The 16,321-nt window shown below is 65.8% G+C and carries 16 protein-coding genes; 13 read left to right on the top strand and 3 right to left on the bottom strand.

The window, feature by feature from the left end:
* The first annotated feature begins 173 nt into the window (after positions 1–173).
* Positions 174–1,469, top strand: a complete 1,296-nt coding sequence (locus J8I29_RS04275; RefSeq protein WP_209430759.1) for an NCS2 family permease — start codon at positions 174–176, stop codon at positions 1,467–1,469.
* A gap of 81 nt (positions 1,470–1,550) precedes the next feature.
* On the opposite strand, the gene J8I29_RS04270 is transcribed toward J8I29_RS04275, so the two are convergent.
* Genes J8I29_RS04270 through J8I29_RS04260 form a run of 3 tightly spaced genes read right to left on the bottom strand, consistent with a single transcriptional unit; the run spans position 1,551 to position 4,122 of the window.
* Positions 1,551–2,354 carry an ATP-binding cassette domain-containing protein gene (locus J8I29_RS04270; protein ID WP_209430758.1) on the bottom strand — a complete coding sequence of 268 codons (804 nt, stop codon included), beginning with the start codon at positions 2,352–2,354 and terminating at the stop codon, positions 1,551–1,553.
* On the bottom strand, positions 2,351–3,151 hold the full coding sequence (locus tag J8I29_RS04265; protein ID WP_209430757.1) for an ABC transporter permease subunit: 801 nt from the start codon (positions 3,149–3,151) through the stop codon (positions 2,351–2,353). Before J8I29_RS04265 ends, J8I29_RS04270 begins: the two co-directional genes overlap by 4 nt.
* Before the next feature lie 14 nt (positions 3,152–3,165).
* The gene (locus J8I29_RS04260; RefSeq protein ID WP_209430756.1) at positions 3,166–4,122 is read right to left on the bottom strand and encodes a sulfonate ABC transporter substrate-binding protein; all 957 of its coding nucleotides are present in this window, start codon (positions 4,120–4,122) and stop codon (positions 3,166–3,168) included.
* Positions 4,123–4,408: 286 nt separating this feature from the next.
* Here J8I29_RS04260 and J8I29_RS04255 point away from each other — a divergent pair, with 286 nt between their 5' ends.
* The 12 genes from J8I29_RS04255 (at position 4,409) to J8I29_RS04200 (ending at position 16,243) form a co-directional block, all read left to right on the top strand.
* On the top strand, positions 4,409–5,452 hold the full coding sequence (locus J8I29_RS04255; protein WP_209430755.1) for an isopenicillin N synthase family oxygenase: 1,044 nt from the start codon (positions 4,409–4,411) through the stop codon (positions 5,450–5,452).
* A 43-nt stretch (positions 5,453–5,495) separates the two neighbouring features.
* Positions 5,496–6,827: a PLP-dependent transferase gene (locus J8I29_RS04250; RefSeq protein ID WP_209430754.1), complete on the top strand. Its 1,332-nt coding sequence runs from the start codon at positions 5,496–5,498 to the stop codon at positions 6,825–6,827.
* A gap of 106 nt (positions 6,828–6,933) precedes the next feature.
* Positions 6,934–7,953: an ABC transporter substrate-binding protein gene (locus J8I29_RS04245; RefSeq protein ID WP_245196645.1), complete on the top strand. Its 1,020-nt coding sequence runs from the start codon at positions 6,934–6,936 to the stop codon at positions 7,951–7,953.
* Positions 7,954–7,962: 9 nt separating this feature from the next.
* Positions 7,963–8,982, top strand: a complete 1,020-nt coding sequence (locus J8I29_RS04240) for an ABC transporter permease subunit (RefSeq protein ID WP_209430752.1) — start codon at positions 7,963–7,965, stop codon at positions 8,980–8,982.
* Positions 8,982–9,749: an ABC transporter ATP-binding protein gene (locus tag J8I29_RS04235; protein WP_105865233.1), complete on the top strand. Its 768-nt coding sequence runs from the start codon at positions 8,982–8,984 to the stop codon at positions 9,747–9,749. The genes J8I29_RS04240 and J8I29_RS04235 overlap by 1 nt, the downstream gene beginning before the upstream one ends.
* On the top strand, positions 9,746–10,039 hold the full coding sequence (locus J8I29_RS04230) for a hypothetical protein (protein ID WP_209430751.1): 294 nt from the start codon (positions 9,746–9,748) through the stop codon (positions 10,037–10,039). Before J8I29_RS04235 ends, J8I29_RS04230 begins: the two co-directional genes overlap by 4 nt.
* Positions 10,040–10,256: 217 nt before the next feature.
* On the top strand, positions 10,257–11,132 hold the full coding sequence (locus J8I29_RS04225; RefSeq protein ID WP_209430932.1) for an ABC transporter substrate-binding protein: 876 nt from the start codon (positions 10,257–10,259) through the stop codon (positions 11,130–11,132).
* Between the two features lie 101 nt (positions 11,133–11,233).
* Positions 11,234–12,349: an ABC transporter permease gene (locus J8I29_RS04220; RefSeq protein ID WP_209430931.1), complete on the top strand. Its 1,116-nt coding sequence runs from the start codon at positions 11,234–11,236 to the stop codon at positions 12,347–12,349.
* Positions 12,346–13,308: an ABC transporter ATP-binding protein gene (locus J8I29_RS04215; protein ID WP_209430750.1), complete on the top strand. Its 963-nt coding sequence runs from the start codon at positions 12,346–12,348 to the stop codon at positions 13,306–13,308. Before J8I29_RS04220 ends, J8I29_RS04215 begins: the two co-directional genes overlap by 4 nt.
* Complete coding sequence (locus J8I29_RS04210; protein ID WP_209430749.1) at positions 13,305–14,054, top strand: ABC transporter permease; 750 nt, start codon at positions 13,305–13,307, stop codon at positions 14,052–14,054. Before J8I29_RS04215 ends, J8I29_RS04210 begins: the two co-directional genes overlap by 4 nt.
* Positions 14,055–14,068: 14 nt before the next feature.
* Complete coding sequence (cysE, locus tag J8I29_RS04205) at positions 14,069–14,908, top strand: serine O-acetyltransferase (protein WP_209430748.1); 840 nt, start codon at positions 14,069–14,071, stop codon at positions 14,906–14,908.
* 291 nt (positions 14,909–15,199) lie between these two features.
* Complete coding sequence (locus J8I29_RS04200; protein ID WP_209430747.1) at positions 15,200–16,243, top strand: amino acid ABC transporter substrate-binding protein; 1,044 nt, start codon at positions 15,200–15,202, stop codon at positions 16,241–16,243.
* The last annotated feature ends 78 nt before the right edge of the window (positions 16,244–16,321 follow it).

Below are 16,321 nucleotides of genomic sequence, written 5' to 3'. Positions count from 1 at the left end.
AGAAAATGCGGGTACTTCCTGGTTTCGTCCGAGCGATGAAGCCGAAGATTCCGCAAGGGGAGTCATAACGCTCGGCAGAGGCCAGGCTCGGGGCTGCGATCGCAATCGCTGCACCGGGAAGGGTCAGGCGCGCGACTTTGGTCGTGCGGGTGCCGCAAGAGAGGAAGCAAGACGTGCTGGACGCGTTTTTCAAACTGAAAGAACAGGGCACCTCGGTGCGGACGGAGGTGATCGCCGGCATCACCACCTTTCTCACCATGGCCTATATCATCTTCGTCAATCCGGAGATCCTGTCGACCACCGGCATGGACCGCAATGCGGTCTTCGTCGCGACCTGCCTGGCCGCCGCCCTCGGCTCGCTGATCATGGGCCTGATCGCCCGCTGGCCGATCGGCATGGCGCCGGGCATGGGCTTGAACGCCTTCTTTGCCTTCACGGTCGTCGCCACCATGGGCTTCACCTGGCAGCAGGCGCTGGGCGCGGTGTTCATCTCCGGCTGTATCTTCCTGCTGCTGACCGTCACCGGCGTGCGCAGCTGGCTGATCGCCGGCATTCCGCATTCGATGCGATCCGCCATCGCGGCCGGTATCGGCCTGTTCCTCGCCATCATCGCGCTCAAGAGCTCGGGCATCGTGGTGGCCAGCCCCGCCACGCTGGTGACCCTCGGCTCGCTCAAGGAAACCGGCACGCTGCTGGCCATCCTCGGCTTCTTCATCATCGCCGCCCTCGACGTGCTGAAGGTCCGCGGCGCCATCCTGATCGGCATTCTCGTCATCACCGCGCTTTCGATTGCGCTCGGCGTCAGCAAGTTCGGCGGCGTCATTTCCATGCCGCCCTCCATCCTGCCGACCTTCCTGCAGCTCGACCTCGTGGGCGCGATGCATGCCGGCCTGCTGCACGTCATCCTGGTGTTCGTGCTGGTCGAGGTGTTCGACGCCACCGGCACGCTGATCGGCGTCGCCAAGCGCGCCGGCCTGATCCAGCCCGACAAGCCCAACCGCCTCGGCCGCGCCCTGCTGGCCGACAGCTCCGCCATTCTCGCCGGCTCGCTGCTCGGCACCTCCTCCACAACCGCCTATGTCGAAAGCGTATCCGGCGTGCAAGCCGGTGGGCGCACCGGCCTCACCGCCATCGTCATCGCCATCCTCTTCCTGGCTGCGCTGTTCTTCTCGCCGCTCGCCGGTTCCGTGCCGGTCTACGCTACCGCTCCGGCCCTGCTCTATGTGGCCTGCCTGATGATGCGCGAACTGCTCGAGGTGGAGTGGGACGACATCACCGAGGCCGCTCCGGCCGCGCTGACCGCGCTGATGATGCCCTTCACCTATTCGATCGCCAACGGCCTCGCCTTCGGCTTCATCAGCTATTGCGCCATGAAGACCCTGACCGGCCGCCCGCAGCAAGTCCATCCGGCAACCTGGCTGGTCGCCGCATTGTTCGTGGTGCGCTTCGCCTTCTTCTCCGGCGGCTGAGCCTCCGCACATCGAGTGCAGCACACATGAAAAGGCTAGGTCAGCGGCGCTGCCCTAGCCTTTTTCGCACCGGCGGCAGGATCAGACATAGGAGAGGATACGGCTCGCCAATTGCGAATTGCGGTCCTCGTCGCGGCGTGGGCGCGGCAGGTCGACTGCCAGATCCAGCGCGACAGCGCCTTCGCGCAGCACGATCACCCGGTCGGCCAGCGCCACCGCCTCCGACACATCATGGGTGATCAGGATGGCGGTGAAGCCATGCTCACGCCAGATGCGCGACAGCAATTGATGCATCTCGACCCGCGTCATGGCATCGAGTGCGCCGAAGGGCTCGTCGAGCAGCAGGATGTCGGGCCGGCTGACCAAAGCGCGCGCCAGGGCGACACGCTGCCTCTGCCCCCCAGACAAAACGCTCGGCCATTCATTGGCCCGGTCACCCAATCCCACCTCGTCGAGCGCGGCCTGGGCCAGGTCGCGCCAGTTCGGGCCACGGGCGATGCCGACATTGCCGATCACCCGCTGCCAGGGCAGCAGCCGCGCATCCTGGAACATCAGGCGGGCGGCGGGATGAGCTCCCTGCGCGGCGGCTCCGCCCACCGCGACCTCGCCGGCGCTAGGGCGGTCGAGGCCGGCAATCAGGCGCAGAAGCGTGGATTTGCCGCCGCCCGAGCGCCCGACGACGGCAACGAATTCGCCGGGCTCGATGGCGAGATTGAGCCTGTCGAGCACGACCCGGTGATCGAAGGCCTTGGATGCCCCCTTCAGCTCGATCGACAGTCCCTTGGGCGGCGGCGGCGATACGGAACGACCCGGAGGTGCTAAGCTGTTGCGGGTCCGTTCGGGAACGAAATAGCCATCTTCGACATGGAGCAGAGCGTTGGTCATGCCAGAGCCTCCCGGCGGGGTCGCGCATAGGTGGGATGCCATTGCAGGGCGGCCTGCTCGAGCAGCTTCACCAGCGTGTCGGAAAGCTTGCCGAGCACCGCATAGATGATCACGCCGAGCAGGATGACATCGGTCTGCAGGAATTCGCGGGCGTTCATGGTCATGTAGCCGATGCCCGACGAAGCCGAGATGGTTTCGGCTACGATCAGCGTCAGCCACATGATGCCGAGTCCATAGCGCAATCCCACGAAGACCGACGGCAGGGCGCCCGGCAGGATCACCCGCCAGAACCTCGCCACCGGTCCCAACCCATAGACGCGGGCCATCTCGGTGAGATGCGGATCGATGGTGCGGATGCCATGATAGGTATTGATGTAGACGGGAAACAGCACGCCGAGAACGACCAGGAAGATCTTGGCGCTCTCACCGATGCCGAACCACAGGATCACCAATGGAATGATGGCCAGATGCGGCACGTTGCGCAGCATCTGCAGGGTGGAGTCGAGCAGCAATTCGGCCGGGCGCCACACCCCGTTGGCGACACCGAGCGCGAAGCCGATGAGGCCGCCAATGGCCAGGCCCTGCAGCGCGCGCCCGGCGCTGACACCGACATTGTGCAGGAGGGTGCCGTCCTGGAGGGTCTGCCGGAAGGCGAGCGCCACTGCGCTCGGTGCCGACAGCACCCTGGCCTGCAGCCAGCCGAGATCGGCAGCGATCTCCCAGCCCGCCAGCAACAGCACCGGCAGCAGCCAGGGAATCAGGCGTTGGGCCATCCCATTCATGCGTCGCGACGCCATTGTCCCCTCCCCGGTCAGAGCGTCACGCCGGGCCGCAAGGCGTCAGAAATCTTGATCGCCTTGGGGATGAGGCCGAGCTTGTGGAAGGTGTCGGCGATCTGCTGCTGGGCAGCCACCGTCTCGGCCGTGATCGGTTGCACGTTCCAGGACTGCCGGCCGAGCGCCAGCTTGAGCACCGGCGCAGGAATGCCGACAGCGGGCGCGAGTTCCTTCGCCGCCTCGTCGACATGGTCCTTGGCCCATTGGTCGATCTCGTTGATGGCGGCCAGCACAGCGTCGATCGCGGCCGGATTGGCCTCGGTGAAAGCGCGCTCGCCCAGATAGAATTGCCGGTTGGCGACAAGGCCCTCGCCATTGGCAAGCTGGCGCGCCTCGATAGCAATCTCGGCCGCCGCCTGGAAGGGATCCCAGATCACCCAGGCATCGATGTCGCCGTGCTCGAAGGCGGCGCGCGCATCCGAGGGCGTCAGGAACACCGTCTGGATGTCGCCATAGGCCACTCCTGCCTTCTCCAGCGCCTTGACCAGGAGGTAGTGAACGTTCGATCCCTTGTTGAGCCCGACCTTCTTGCCCTTCAGTTCCGCCACCGATTGCAGCGGGCTGTCCTTGCGCACCAGGATCGCCTCGCTGAGGGGGGCGGCCGGTTCGTTGGCGACATAAACCAGCGGAGTGCCGGCCGCCTGGGCGAAGATCGGCGGGGCCTCGCCGGTAATGCCGAAATCCAGGGCGCCGACGTTCAGGGCCTCCAGCAATTGCGGACCACCGGGAAACTCCGTCCAGGTCACGCCGAAGCCGAGAGGTTCGAGCTTGCGTTCCAGATTGCCGCGCGCCTTGAGCAGCAGGAAGGTGCCGTATTTCTGATAACCGACCCGGATCGTCTTCGTCGCGGCTCGCGCGGGCCCGAGGGCGGCGGTCACGGCGAGAGCGGGCGCGGCAGCAAGCAGGGTGCGGCGGGTCCAGAGTGCAGTCATCAATTCTTCCTTCAGGGATATCCGCCGCCATAATCCCAATAGTTGATAGATTTAGTCAATAATTAATTCGTCTCTTTCAGCTGCGTGATTTTAGCCACGACCTGCGCCGCTCCTCCCTGTGAGGGTGGCTCGCGGCGTGATTCCGAACCGGCAGCTAACCCTCTGTTGTAACGCTGTTATCTCCGCAGATCGCCACCTTAATTCTATATAGTCTATAAAATCAGTTGACTTATAAATATCGCCATGGTCGATTTCACACAGAGATTCAACCAGACGGTCCAATGCCATGACGACGTCAGCCGAAAGCCTGCCCATCCTCGATTTCCGCCGCTTCGACACCGGAACGGCGGAACGCGCGGCCTTCCTGAAGGATTTGCGCGCGGCGGCCCGCGGCCCTGGCTTCTTCTATCTCACCGGCCACGGCGTTCCCCAGCAGCTGATCGACGATGTCCTGCGCCTGTCTCGGCGCTTCTTCGACCTGCCCGAACGGGACAAGCTGGCGATCGAGATGATCAACTCCCCCCATTTCCGCGGCTATAACCGGGCCGGCTTCGAGCATACACGCGGCAAGCCCGACTGGCGTGAGCAGGTCGACATCGGCGCCGAGAAGCGAGCTCGAGCCCTTGATCCGAGCGCGCCGGCCTGGCATCGCCTGCAAGGCCCCAATCAATGGCCGGAAGCGCTGCCCGAATTGCAGCTCATCACGCTGCGCTATCTCCAGGAAATCACCCAGCTCGGCATTCGCGTCCTCAGCGCCTTCGCGCTCGCTTTGGGCCAGAAGGCCGATGCCTTCGAGCCGATCTACACGCCCGAGCCCAACCAGCTCCTCAAGATCGTGCGCTATCCCGGCCGCGATGCCGGCGAAGGCGACCAGGGCGTCGGTGCCCACAAGGATTCAGGCTTCCTGACCCTGCTGCTGCAGGATGTGCAGGGCGGCCTTCAGGTCGAAGGCGAGCAGGGCTGGATCGACGCCCCGCCCATCCCCGGCACTTTCGTCGTCAATATCGGCGAGATCCTTGAACTGGCGTCGAACGGCTATCTGCGCGCCAACGTCCATCGCGTGGTTTCTCCGCCGGCCGGTACCGACCGGCTGTCGGTGCCCTTCTTCCTCGGTGCCAATCTCGACGCCGAGGTACCGCTGCTGACGCTTGCACCGGAGTTGGCAGTCGAGGCGCGCGGCCTGACGCAGGACCCGCTCAATCCGCTCTTCCGCGAGGCCGGGCGCAACTATCTCAAGAGTCGCCTGCGCTCCCACCCCGACGTCGCCCGCCGCCACCATCCCGACCTCATCGACGCCAGCAAGCCGGCGCAGGTCGCCTCCGCCTACTGATCTTCGGTTCGATCTTCAAAGCCACGCTTCAGGAGCCCTTGGCATGACCACCGATTCCCGACATTTCGAGACCCTCGCTCTGCATGGCGGCAGCTATCGTGCCGACCCGGCCACCGGCGCCGTCGCGGTGCCGATCTACCAGACCACCTCCTACCAGTTCCAGGATACCGGCCATGCCGCCCGCCTCTTCGCTCTGGAGGAACTCGGCAACATCTATACCCGCGTGCAGAACCCGACGACCGACGCGCTGGAGCAGCGCATAGCCGCCCTCGAAGGCGGTGCGGCGGCACTGGCCGTCTCGTCGGGGCAGACGGCCTCGGCCTATTCGATCCTCAACCTGGCCCAGGCCGGCGACAACATCGTCTCCTCCACCGACCTCTATGGCGGCACCTGGACCCTGTTCGCCTCGACGCTCAAGCAATTCGGCGTGGAGGTCCGCTTCGTCGATCCCTCCGATCCGGAGAATTTCCGCCGGGCGAGCGACGACAAGACCCGCGCCTTCTACGCCGAAACGCTGCCCAATCCCAAGCTGCAGGTGCTGCCGATCCGCGAGATCGCCGATATCGGCCGCTCGCTGGGCATCCCCCTCATCGTCGACAACACCGCCGCGCCGCTGATCGCCCGCCCGCTCGAACATGGCGCCGCCGTCGTGGTCTATTCGGCAACCAAATATATCGGCGGCCACGGCACCTCGATCGGCGGGCTGATCGTCGACGGCGGCAATTTCCCCTGGGAAGACCATGCCGACCGCTTCCCCCTGCTGACGCAGCCGGACGAGGCCTATCACGGCGCGATCTGGACCGAGGCCGCCAAGCCGCTCGGGCCGATCGCCTATATTCTGCGCGTGCGGGTGAAGCTCCTGCGCGACGTCGGCGCGGCCCTGTCGCCCTTCAACGCCTTCCAGCTGCTGCAGGGGCTGGAAACCCTGCCGCTGCGCCTGCGCCAGCACAACGAGAATGCCGTCAAGGTGGCGGACTTCCTCGCCAAGCACCCCGGTGTCAGCCATGTCATCTTCCCCGGCCTGCAGTCGGACGAGAATCGCCGCCGCGCCGAGGCATATCTCAAGGGCGGCTATGGCGCCCTGGTCGGCTTCGAGCTCAAGGGCGGCACAGAGGCCGGCAAGCGTTTCATCGATGCGCTCAAATTGCTCTACCACGTTGCCAATATCGGCGATGCCCGCTCGCTCGCCATCCACCCGGCCTCGACCACCCATCAACAACTGACGCCCGAGGACCAGCTCGCGACCGGGGTGACGCCCGGCTATGTGCGCCTCTCCATCGGCATCGAGCACCCGGACGACATCATCGCCGACCTGACGCAGGCCCTGGCCGCCGCCGAAGGCGAGCATGACGCGGCAGAACGCAAGGCGGCCTAAAACATCGCTCGAGAATAGCGCCTGTCATCCTTTGGATCCCCTTCCCTCGCTTCGCTCGCCGGGGATGACAGTGCTCCTCACATCCCACCGGCCCCGGATGGAACCCATGTCCAGACTTCCCGCTTTCTCGCGCCGCAAGGCGCTCAAACTGGCCGGAGCGGCCGGTGCCCTCGCTTCCCTCGGCGCCGTCGGCGGACGGATCCTCTCGCCTGCCATCGCGGCGCCCGCGCCCAAGATCCGCCTGGCCTGGACGGAGGTGGCCGCCTGCCATTCGCCGCTCGGCTTCGGCGTGGCCAAGGGCATCTATGCCAAGCACAATCTCGACGTCGAGCTGTTCTATCAGGGCGCCAGCGGCCAGACGCTGATCCAGGCCCTTGCCACCGGCAAGGCCGATGCCGGCGCCGGGCTGATCGGCGACTGGCTGAAACCGCTCGAACAGGGCTTCGACGTCAAGCTGTTCGTCGGCTCGCATGGCGGCTGCCAACGCCTGCTGGCGCGCAAGGATTCCGGCATCAAGACGCTGGCCGACGCGAAGGGCAAGACCATCGCCACCTATGGCATCGGCGCCCCGCCCCAGGTCGCCTTCCAGGTCAGCTTCGCCAAGGCCGGGCTCGATCCTGAAACCGACGTGACCTGGAAGGCCGTGCCGTTCGAACTCGTCGGCGAGACGCTGAACCGGGGCGACGTCGAGCTCGCGGCCCATCTCGACCCCTGGGCCTGGGCCATCGAAAAGCAGTTCGGCTTCACCAAGATCGCCGACACCCAGACCGGCTTCTACGAGGGCCACACCTGCTGCGTCCTCGGCGCCAGCGGGCCCTTCCTGGATGCCAACAAGGACGCCCTGCGCCGCCTCGCCGAGGCGAATATCGAGATCCACGAATATACCGCCAGCCATCCCGACGAGGTGGCGCAGTGGTATTTCGAAACGCTGAAGCCGGCCGGCCTGACGGCCGCCCAGCTCACCGAAATCCTGGGAACGCTGGTCTATCACAACCATCCGATCGGCCAGCCTCTGGTGGACCAGATCCGCCTCGCCGCCGAGGACCTCAAGCTGGTCAAGGTGCTCGATCCCACCACCGATCCCAAGGAGTTCGCCGAGCGGGTCACCATCAACCTGCTCGCCTGAGGCCTTGCGATGAGCGACACCCTGCGCGCACCCCCTCCCGGGATCCTCGAGGCGACGCCGCCGTCACGGGCCGCCCTGCCCGCGCTCTGGAACCGCGTGTGGAAACATGGGCTCCTGGCCTCGGCAACATTCGCGGCCACGGCCGCGATCACCATCGGCCTGCCCGACGTGGTGCCCTGGGGTAGCGCTGGGCTGTTCGCCGCCCTGGCCGGCACGGCCTCGCTGGCCTTCCTCGTGCTGGCCCTCACCATCCAGCGCCTCGGCGGGCTGGGGCGCACGCTCCTGCATTACGGCCCCTGGTTCGCGGCGACCGGCATCTGGCTGGCGCTGTGGGAACTCTCGACGGCCAAGACCGGATGGCTGCCCAAGCCGTTTTTCTCGCCGCCGCACGGCCTGCTCCACGTCTATGTCACCGAGAGCCAGCGCCTCCTGATCTGCATCGCCTATTCGCTGCGCCTGTGGGCAGCCGGCTTTCTCTCGGGCATCGCCGTCGGCTATGCACTCGGGGTGGCGCTCGGCTGGTCGAAGCGCTTCAGCTATTGGGGCATGCCCGTCCTCAAGCTGATCGGCCCGGTCCCGGCCACGGCCTGGATCCCCTGCACCTTCTATTTCTTCCCCAATACCTTCGATGCGAGCGTGTTCATCGTGGCGCTGGCCTCCGGCATACCCGTCGCCATCCTGACAGCCTCCGGCGTCGCCTCGGTCAACCGGGCCTTCTACGACGTCAGCCGCATCTTCGGCGCCGGGAGCTGGTACCTGATCCGCAACATCGCCATCCCCGCCTCCCTGCCGCATGTCTTCGTCGGCCTGTTCATGGGGCTCTATTATTCCTTCGCGGTGCTGGTGGTCGCCGAGATGCTCGGCGCCAAATACGGGCTCGGCTGGTACATCCAGTTCCAGACCGCCTATTCGGGCTATGCCAATGTCTATGCCACGCTGCTGATCATGTCCGTCATCTGCGCCGGCATCGTGAAGCTGCTCTTCGTGCTGCGCGATCGCCTCCTTACCTGGCAGAAGGGCTTCATCTGATGGCTGCATCGAGCCACAGCATCGGCATCGACGTGCATGCCGTCAGCCATCATTTCGATCTCTCCGGCGCAGATCTGCCCGTGCTGGACAGCGTCGACCTCAAGGTCGAGCCCGGCGAGTTCGTCGCCCTGCTCGGTCCCTCGGGCTGCGGCAAGTCGACCTTGCTGCGTCTGATCGCCGGGCTCGAACCGCCTGCCGCCGGCGCCATCCTGGCCGACGGCCAGCCGGTCATGGCCCCCGATCCCTCCCGCATCCTGGTCTTTCAGGACCCGACCCTGTTTCCCTGGCTGACGGTCCGCAAGAATGTCGCGGCCGGGCTGGAGGCGCGCGGCGTGCTCGCCCGCGAGCGCCACCGCATCGGCCAGGCCCTGGCGCTGGTCGGCCTGGAGCGCTTCGCCGACGCCTATCCCCACCAGCTTTCCGGCGGCATGGCGCAGCGGGCCTCGCTGGCGCGGGCGCTGGTGCACGACCCGTCCCTGCTGCTGCTCGACGAACCCCTCGGCAAGCTCGATTCCCTGACACGCCTCGCCCTGCAGGACGAACTGGTGTCGCTCTGGCAGCGCACGGGCTTCACCGCCCTGCTGGTGACCCACGATGTCGAGGAAGCCCTGCTGCTCGCCTCCCGCGTGATCGTGTTCTCCGACAGGCCCGCGCGCATCAAGGCGGAATTTGCCGTCGACAAGCCCTATCCGCGCCACCGCGACGATACGGAACTGGTTCATCTGCGCCGGGAGATCCTGCAGGCGCTCGGGCTGAGCCTTTCATGAGTGCCCTGCCCGTATTCACCCGCCTTTTGCAGATCTTCGGGGCTGTCATCGTCGCGCTGTCCTTCGCCTGGTGGTGGATGACCTACCGGGATGTGATCGGCTACAACTATCTCTCGCTTCCCGATGCCAGTCTCTGCCTTGTCAGCAACAGCGATATTTGCCAGCTTGCAAGATCGCTGTGCCGCAGCACCCATCCTCTGGCGATCGTCACCTATTGGTCGGCCAGCCTGTGGATCGGTGTCGCGGCGCTCTGCGCCAGCCTCGCGACGGGGACGGCACGAGATGCCTGAACAATGACGGCCGGCCCGAGTTCCGGAGTCGGATCAACCACATACGGGGTCTCCCTCAACTTCAGAATCTGAATCATCGACCGTCGGCACAGTCCTTCCTGCTTCCGGGGTCGTTCAAAGGACATCAAGAGGACCACAAATGCCATTCTCATCCCCCCTGCGCTCCCTCTTCGGCAAGAGAGTGTCACGGCTGACATCCTGGGCCGCCGCCGCGGCCATGTTGGCGGCCGCCGGCGCCGCCCAGGCCGCCGACGTCACCGTTGCTTCCAAGATCGACACCGAGGGCAATCTGCTCGGAAACCTGATCGTGCAGGTCCTGGAGTCCCATGGGCTGTCGGTCAACAATCGGGTCGGGCTCGGCACCACGCCGATCGTGCGCAAGGCGCTGGTGGCCGGGGATATCGATCTCTATCCCGAATATACCGGCAATGCTGGCTTCTTCTTCAACAAGGCCGACGACAGCCTGTGGAAGGACGCCGCCAAGGGTTATGCCGAGGCCAAGAAGCTCGACTACGACGCCAACAAGCTGGTGTGGCTCGATCCTGCTCCCGCCAACAACACCTGGGCCATCGCCGTCCGCAAGGACCTGGCCGATGCCAACAAGCTGAAGTCGCTCGGCGATTTCGGCAAGTTCGTCACGGGCGGCGGCAAGGTGAAGCTGATCGCCTCGGCCGAGTTCGTCAACAGCGCCGGCGCCCTGCCCGCCTTCCAGACGACTTATAGCTTCAAACTCTCTTCCGACCAGCTCGTGGTGCTTTCCGGCGGTGACACCGCGTCCACCATCAAGGCGGCGGCCGAGCAGACCGACGGCGTCAACACCGCCATGGTCTATGGCACGGATGGCGGCATCGCCGCCGGCAATCTCGTGGTGCTCGACGACGACAAGTCCGTCCAGCCCGTCTACGCCCCGGCGCCGGTCATTCGCGAATCCGTGCTCAAGGCCCATCCCGAAATTGCCGAATGGCTGAAGCCGGTCTTCGCCAGCCTCGACCTCACCACGCTGCAGGAGCTCAACGGCCGCATCCAGGTCGATGGCGAGGCGGCCAAGGATGTGGCGGCCGACTATCTGAAGAAGAAGGGCCTGGTGAAGTGAGTTCAAGCGCCGGGGAAGTACAGGCCGACAACAGCGCTTTCCCGGCGCCGCCCGTCGCCACGGGCAAAAATGCCCTGGCCTTCGACAAGCTCGGCGCCGTCATGGCTGTGATCGCGGCCGCGGCGCTGGCCTTGCCTTTCGCCAATTTCCGGCCGAGCCGCATCGGCCAGGCCCAGGGCATCGGCTTCATCCAGGCGCTTCCCACGGGGCTTGCCTGGGCCAGCCTCGCCCTGCTCCTCCTCTGCCTGGCCGCTCTCCTGCGCCGGAGTTCGCCGCGCCTGCGTCTCGCCCTGGCTGCCGGTGCACTGGTGCTCCTTGCCATCCTGATCGGCCTGGTCCCCCAAGTCCTGATCCCACCCGGCAGTGCCCGGCCGCGGGTCGGTCCCGCCTCGGGCTTCTGGCTGCTCTCCTTCTCCTTTGCCATCCTGCTCACCGACGCGCTGGTCAAGCTGGCGCTGCGTCCGCTCCAGAGGGTCGTCGCCCTGGTTCTCGCCCTGGCGGTCTTCCTGGCCTTCCTGCTCTCCGGCCATTGGAGCGGGCTGTCGATCATGAAGGAATACGCCACCAACGGCTCCGGCTTCGCCGCCAACGCCGTGGTGCATGTCACACTCGCCTTGGCTTCGCTTTTCGGCGCCCTCGTCGTCGGCCTGCCGCTCGGCATTCTCTGCCAGCGCCACCAGGGGCTGCGCGGCGCGGTGCTGCCGGCGCTGAACATGATCCAGACGATCCCATCCCTGGCGCTGTTCGGGCTGATGATCGCGCCGCTGACCTACTTGGCCAAAACCTATCCCGTCGTCGAGGCCATCGGCGTGCACGGCACCGGCTCCTCCCCGGCCCTGATCGCGCTTTTCCTCTATGCCCTGCTGCCGGTGGTCTCCAACACGGCGATCGGCCTGGATTCGGTCTCTCCCAATGTGGTGGATGCCGCCCGCGGCATGGGCATGACGCAGTGGCAGCGCCTGTTCCAGGTCGAACTGCCGCTGGCCTTTCCAGTGATCCTGACGGGCGTGCGCATCGTGCTGGTGCAGAATATCGGCCTGGCCACGATCGCGGCCTGGATCGGCGGCGGCGGCTTCGGCGTCTATGTGCAGAACGGCATGGGCGCCACCGCCATCGATCTCGTCCTGCTCGGCGCCATCCCCACCATCGCCCTCGCCTTTTCGGCGGCCATCATCCTCGATGCCATCGTCGATACACTCAAAGGACGGCACGCATGATCGAAGTCAGGCAAGTCAGCCGCCGTTTCGGCTCCCAGCTGGCCGTCGACAATGTTTCGCTCACCATCGAGCGCGGCACGATCACCGTGCTGGTCGGCACCTCAGGCAGCGGCAAGTCCACTTTGCTGCGCATCATCAACCGGCTGATCGAGCCGACCACGGGCACCGTGCTGATCAACGGCCAGGACACCTCCGGCCTGTCGGGCGAGGAACTGCGGCGCGGCATCGGCTATGCCATCCAGGGGCACGGCCTGTTCCCGCATTGGACGGTGGCCCGCAATATCGGCACCGTGCCGAGCCTGCTCGGCTGGGACCAGGGGCGGATCGCCAAGCGGGTCGACGAACTGCTCCGCCTGTTCGATCTCGACCCGGCCCTCTATGCCGAAAAACTGCCGCATCAATTGTCCGGCGGCCAGCAGCAGCGCGTCGGCGTCGCCCGAGCCCTGGCAGCAGAGCCTGCCGTGCTGCTGATGGACGAACCCTTCGGGGCGCTCGATCCGATCATCCGCGCCAAGGCGCAGGAGGACCTGCTCGCCCTGCAGCGCCGGCTCGGCATCACCGTGGTCCTCGTCACCCACGACATGGAAGAGGCCATGCTGCTGGGCAACCGCATCGGCGTGATGGATGGCGGCAAGCTCCTGCAATACGCCACGCCGACCGAGATCCTCACCCATCCGGCGCCCGGTTTCGTCGAGCGCCTGATCGGCGGACCCGACCGTTCGCTGCGCCTGCTCTCCCTGCTCAGGGTGGCCGATTCCGTGCAGCCGGGCACCGCAGAGGGCAAGCCCGTGCAGGAAAATGCGACACTGCGCGACGCGCTCTCCGAATTGCTGTGGGCTCGGGTGCAGGCCCTGCCCGTCACGGCGGCGGACGGCACGCCGCGCGGACGCATCACCCTGCCGGCCATCCTCGACCTGGCCGGGGCCGATGCGCATCGCGTCGAGGATAGCCCGGCATGAAATGGCTCGGTTACGGCGCCAGGGCGCTCGCCCTCATCCTGCTGCTGCTCCTGCTGCTCGACACCGAGCTGTTCGCGCCGATCCTGGCCGGCCTCAACGACAATGGGGCGCCGGCGGTCTATCGCCAGGGCAGCCTTCTGTTCCTTTCCCTCAGCCATCTCGGCCTGGTCGCCGTCTCCACCTTCATCGGCGGGGCGCTCGCCTTGCTGGCGGGCATCTTCGTGACGCGGCCGGCGGGCGCCGAGTTCCTGCCGCTGTCGCGGACCATCGTGAATATCGGCCAGACCTTTCCGCCGATCGCCGTGCTCGCCATCGCGGTGCCCTCGCTCGGCTTCGGGGCGGAGCCGACCTTGCTCGCCCTTACGCTCTATGGATTGCTGCCGATCTTCGAAAACACCATGGCGGGCCTGAAGAGCGTTCCGGCCACGGCTCTCGACGCAGCCCGCGGCATGGGCATGACCGGCTGGCAGCGCCTCACCAAGGTCGAGCTGCCGCTCGCCCTCCCGGTGATCCTGACCGGGGTACGCCTTTCCTTCGTGGTCAATCTCGGCACGGCCACCATCGGCTCCACCGTCGGCGCCAAGAGCCTCGGCGAAGTGATCATGGCCGGCATCACCACCACCAACACCGCCTACATCCTGCAGGGCGGCATCATCGTCGCGCTCCTGGCCGTGCTCATCTATGATGCGCTCGGCAGCCTCGAGCGTTCACTCGCCAAGCGTACCGGCACAGCCGGCGCACGCTGATCGGAGGGGCCGCCATGAACGCCTCGAACAGCCGCAAGCTCTCGCGCCGGACCGGAAGGCCTGGCGCCGTATCCGACCTCATCTGGGACCGGCTGCTCGACGAGGCGCAGGCCGCAATCGCCGCCGAGCCGCAACTCGCCACTCAATTCTATGCCGGCGTGCTCGATCATACTTCCTTCGAAGATGCCCTGATCCAGCGCCTGGTCCAGCGCATCGAGCATCCGGACATGCCGGCCTCGGTGCTGCGCCATGCCTTCCGCACGGCGATCGCCGCCGATCCCGGCATCTGCCTGGGCATACGGGCCGACATCCAGGCCGTGCTCGAGCGTGATCCGGCCTGCCAACGCTATCTGGAGCCGCTGCTCTATTTCAAGGGCTTCCATGCTTTGCAATTGCACCGTCTTGCCCATTGGCTGTGGCGGAACGGCCAGCGCAATTTCGCCCTCTATCTGCAAAGCCGGGTCTCCGAGGTGCTGCAGGTCGATATCCATCCCGCCGTTCCGATCGGACGGGGCATCTTCTTCGACCACGCCACCGGCATCGTCATCGGCGAGACGGCCGTGATCGAGGATGACGTCTCGATCCTGCAATCGGTGACGCTGGGCGGCAGCGGCATACAGTCTGGCCAGCGCCACCCCAGGATCCGCAAGGGCGTGCTGATCGGCTCGGGCGCCAAGCTGATCGGCAATATCGAGATCGGCGAAGGCGCCCGCGTCGGCGCCGGCTCGGTGGTGACCGCGTCGGTGCCGCCGCACAAGACGGTGGCGGGCGTGCCGGCCCGCATCATCGGCGACACGCCGGGCGCCGAGCCGGGACGGACCATGGATCAGATCTTCTTCGATGTCGGCCTTTGAAGCGAGGCGTAACACCCAATTTCAGCTTGTGAATTGACTTATAAACCAGTGGACAGTGTGTAATAATTCATTTTACGATCATGCTCTGCTGAATGGATGAAACAGCTGACAGAGATCGGGGGCGCCGCTGCCGACCTTGCTATCGCGGTATAATCGCCCGATCATGCCTGGAAGCAGTGACATCCTTCCGAAACCACAGGCGCCGGCGCATGCCGCCGGGCCTGTGAGATGAGAGAGAAACGGGGCGCCCTGTCGTGGATATCGACCATGCGGGGAATGAAAGGGACTTCCATGCTGAACACAGTCAAACGCGGCTTCACGCGCGGCGCCGGCCTCGCCGTCGCAGCACTCGCGGCCGGCTTCATCGCCGCGGCGCCGGCCCAGGCCGGCCCCACGCTCGACAAGATCAAGGAGCGCGGCGTCATCAAGGTCGGCGTCGGCAGCCAGGCCGGCTTCTTCGCGCCCGACGCCAATGGCCGCTGGCAGGGGTTCTTCGTCGATTTCGGCCGGGCGCTCGCCATCACCGTGTTCAACGATCCCGACAAGGTCGAGTTCACCAATTCCTCGCCCCAGCAGCGTCTGCCCGCCCTGCAGGCCGGCCAGTTCGACATCCTGCTTTCGGCTGTGACCCAGACCATCACGCGCGCCTTCAAGCTCAATTTCCACTTCGGGCCGGTGGTCTTCTATGACGGCCAGGGCATCCTGGTGAAGAAGTCGCTGGGCGTGAACAAGGCCTCGGAACTCGACGGCGCCACCATCGGCGTGCAGAGCGGCACCACCGGTGAACAGAACATCGCCGATTTCTTCAAGAAGACCGGCAAGACCTACAAATCGGTGGTGATCGAGGATACCGCCACCTTCACCCAGGCTTTGACCTCCGGCCGCGTCGACGCGCTGACGCAGGACGGCACCGACCTCGGCCTGCGCCGCGCCGCCCTGCCCAACCCGGACGAATATGTGCTGCTGCCCGAACGCCTGTCCAAGGAGCCCCTGGCGCCGGCGGTTCTGGGCGGCGACGACCGCTGGCTCGAAATCGTGAACTGGACCGTCTACGCCACCATCCAGGCCGAGGAATTCGGCATCACCAGCCAGAATGTCGATACGTTCCTCACCAGCGAGGATCCGGCCATCAAGCGCTTCCTCGGCGTCGATCCGTCCCTCGGCCAGGCCATCGGCCTCGACCCGAAATTCGCCTACAACATCATCAAGAAAGTGGGCAATTACGGCGAGATCTTCGAGCGCAATCTCGGCAAGAGCACGAAGATCGGCTTCGATCGCGGCCTCAACAATCTGTGGACCAAGGGCGGCCTGATCTATTCGCCTCCCTTCCGTTGAGGACAGTCCGGAATCGGAGTGTCGGTCTTCGGACCGGCATTCTCCTCACGCGACCCCTGCCGAACAGGTGTCGACCTG

The organism is Labrys sp. LIt4, assembly GCF_017813775.1.
Taxonomy (GTDB): domain Bacteria; phylum Pseudomonadota; class Alphaproteobacteria; order Rhizobiales; family Labraceae; genus Labrys; species Labrys okinawensis_A.
The sequence above is the reverse complement of the archived record's forward strand: the minus strand, read 5'-3'. Positions and strand labels throughout refer to the sequence as shown.